Origin of the sequence: Flavobacterium sp. (assembly GCF_035760125.1) — a bacterium.
GTDB lineage: Bacteria > Bacteroidota > Bacteroidia > Flavobacteriales > Flavobacteriaceae > Flavobacterium.
In genome coordinates, this window is sequence record NZ_DASTTN010000138.1 from 1 (window position 1) to 2,662 (window position 2,662).

A 2,662-nucleotide genomic window follows, 5' to 3' on the forward strand; every position below is an offset into this window, starting at 1 on the left:
AGAAATTATTAAAAAAACTAGTTCCATCACATTAAAATCGAACTCCGATTTATAAAAACGAAAAGCCTCACTGAAATGCGAGGCTTTTATATCACTGTCTTGGACTAAAACCCAAAACCCTAACTGAAGAAATAGATTTAACTTAATAAACTTGTAACTAAGAATAGAATAAGCAAACCTATGGCGATGTATTTTGTGTATTTTGACATTTTTTAATTTATTTAATGAGTTGGATTCAAAAGAATGAAAAATAAATTAAAACTCCTAAAAATTATTGTTATAATTATTCCAGTGCTTTTATTTTCTTCTTGAGGTATTTCTTCTATCGCTTTTTCACTTTCCTAATAAATTTATATGACAGTATTTTCAACTTATAAAAAAATTAAAAAAACCAACTAGCCACAAAAATCGCTGTAATTACACAAATCACATCAACCAAAAGCATTGTTCCTAAAGCGTAACGAGTATTTTTGATATTAACCGAACCAAAGTAAACGGCAATCACATAAAAAGTACTCTCGGCACTACATTGAAAAATACTGCTCAATCTTCCCGTCATGGAATCGGCACCAAAAGTATTCATCGAATCAATCAAAAACCCTCTTGATCCAGCAGAACTAAACGGTCTAAGCAAGGCTACAGGCAAAGCATCAGTAATTTCTTTGCTTACTCCCATATTGGAAAAAGCAAAAGCAATCCAATTACTAATAATTTCAAACAAACCACTGTTTCTAAATAAAGAAATAGCCACTAACATCCCTAAAACATAAGGAAAAATAGTAACGCCTGTTTTAACCCCATTATTTGCTCCAGATACAAAAGCTTCAAAAACAGTGGTTTTTGCCTCGACAAATTTTTTCTCTTTAATAAATGAAAATATCAAAGTAAAAGCAATAATCCCCACCAATATCAAAGCCGAAAGATTAGAAGTAAAATAGTTTTTTCCAATTAAATCCAAATGGTTTACATACATCAATAACCCAACTATGGCAGCAATTAATGCCATTAAAGCCACAACCAAAGATGCGCTCTTGAAATTTATTTTTTGCCTGATTCCAACAATTAAAAAAGCTGCAATTGTACCGATAAAAGAAGTGATAATACAAGGCAACATAACATCGGCAGGGTTTGTTGCGTTAGCCGCAGCACGATATCCAATAATAGAAGTTGCAATTAATGTTAGTCCCGAAGCATGCAGGCACATAAACATAATTTGAGCATCACTCGCTTTGTCTTTTTCGGGGTTTATTTCTTGTAAACTTTCCATGGCTTTTAATCCAAATGGCGTCGCTGCAGAATCCAATCCCAAGAAATTGGCGGCAAAGTTTAAAGTCATGTATGAAATAGACGGATGATCTTTTGGTATACTCGGGAACACCTTTACAAATACTGGGCTCAATAATTTAGCCAATTTTCCGGATGCTCCAGAAATGATTAAAAGCTCCATCAATCCGCAGAAAAATGCCAAATAAGCCATAAGCGGCAAAATCAAGTCAAGCAAAGTGCTTTTACACGTTGGCAATAAACCATCCGATTTTTGAACACCGCTAAAGATTTTTACAGTTTTATTTTTATAAACATAAGTCGTATCGGCATTTAGCGTATCACGATTGATAATCATCGTTTGATCCGTTGCTTTCTTGATGCTGTCTTTGATAAAAGCAGGAACTTGTTCGATATATTTTTCAGAAATTAAAACTGGATCGTCTTTTTTTCCATTCAAAACATAATCAATGGTATACGTGTTGGCAGAAAACAAACTGACAACAATAAAAACAATCGATGAAATAAAAATGACTAACCAGAATCTACTTAATACCATAATTTATAATTTTTGTAAATGTAAATATTTAACCGCAAAGTTCACAAAGGTTTTCACACTGGGTACAATGAAAAAGCACAAACTATAAAATCGGTATTCGGTTATTGATTTTGAAGCAGAAAGATTTGCTTCGCCTGTTCGCTATCGCTCGGGTGGCTTTTTTAGCCGGTATGGGTCCCGCTATTCGTTACAATCTCTCTCGTTGAAAAAACGAGAGAGAATTTCCACTACACACGAGCGAAGCGAACTGGCGAAGCAATCGGGGCTAAAGGGAAAAATTTTGCTTTTTTGCCATCATCCAAAAAAGACTTAAATATGAATAATTGAAACTAAACGTGAATAATCTCGTCTTCAATCAATAAATCTTCTCTTCGAAGACGGAGGAAAATCTGGGCTACGGCGATCGTGTCTTTTTCGCAATAAGTGACAATACGGTCAATATCTTTGTCCACATAAAAGACATGTCCTACCTGGCTACCGTCAATATCGCCTTTTGGAGAAGGAATTCCGAGCACTTTACACAATAACTTTAAGGAAGTGAAATGCTTATAATCGCCAAATTTCCATAACTCCAAAGTGTCCAAGTGAGCAATTTCCCAAGGCTTTTTACCAAATAAATTGAGTTTGTCTGGAATAGGAATTTGGTTGATAATCATTCGGCGGGCAAGGAACGGAATGTCAAATTCCTTGGCGTTATGTCCGCACAAAACATGTTGCGGCTGATTGAAATGGTTATTCAATAAATTATTGAAGTCTTTTAGAATCTTAATTTCATCACCAAAAAAAGAGGTAACCCTAAAATTACGAATATCACCCTTGATCGTAAAATACCCAACCGAA

The 2,662-nt window shown here is 34.6% G+C and carries 2 protein-coding genes; both read right to left on the reverse strand.

From position 1 onward, the window contains the following. Window positions 1-382: 382 nt before the first annotated feature. Window positions 383-1,822 carry a nucleoside recognition domain-containing protein gene (locus VFS71_RS05480; protein ID WP_326399848.1) on the reverse strand — a complete coding sequence of 480 codons (1,440 nt, stop codon included), beginning with the start codon at window positions 1,820-1,822 and terminating at the stop codon, window positions 383-385. A 329-nt stretch (window positions 1,823-2,151) separates the two neighbouring features. Next, the coding region (locus tag VFS71_RS05485) for a ribonuclease H-like domain-containing protein (RefSeq protein WP_326399850.1) at window positions 2,152-2,662 on the reverse strand (511 nt) is incomplete at its 5' end.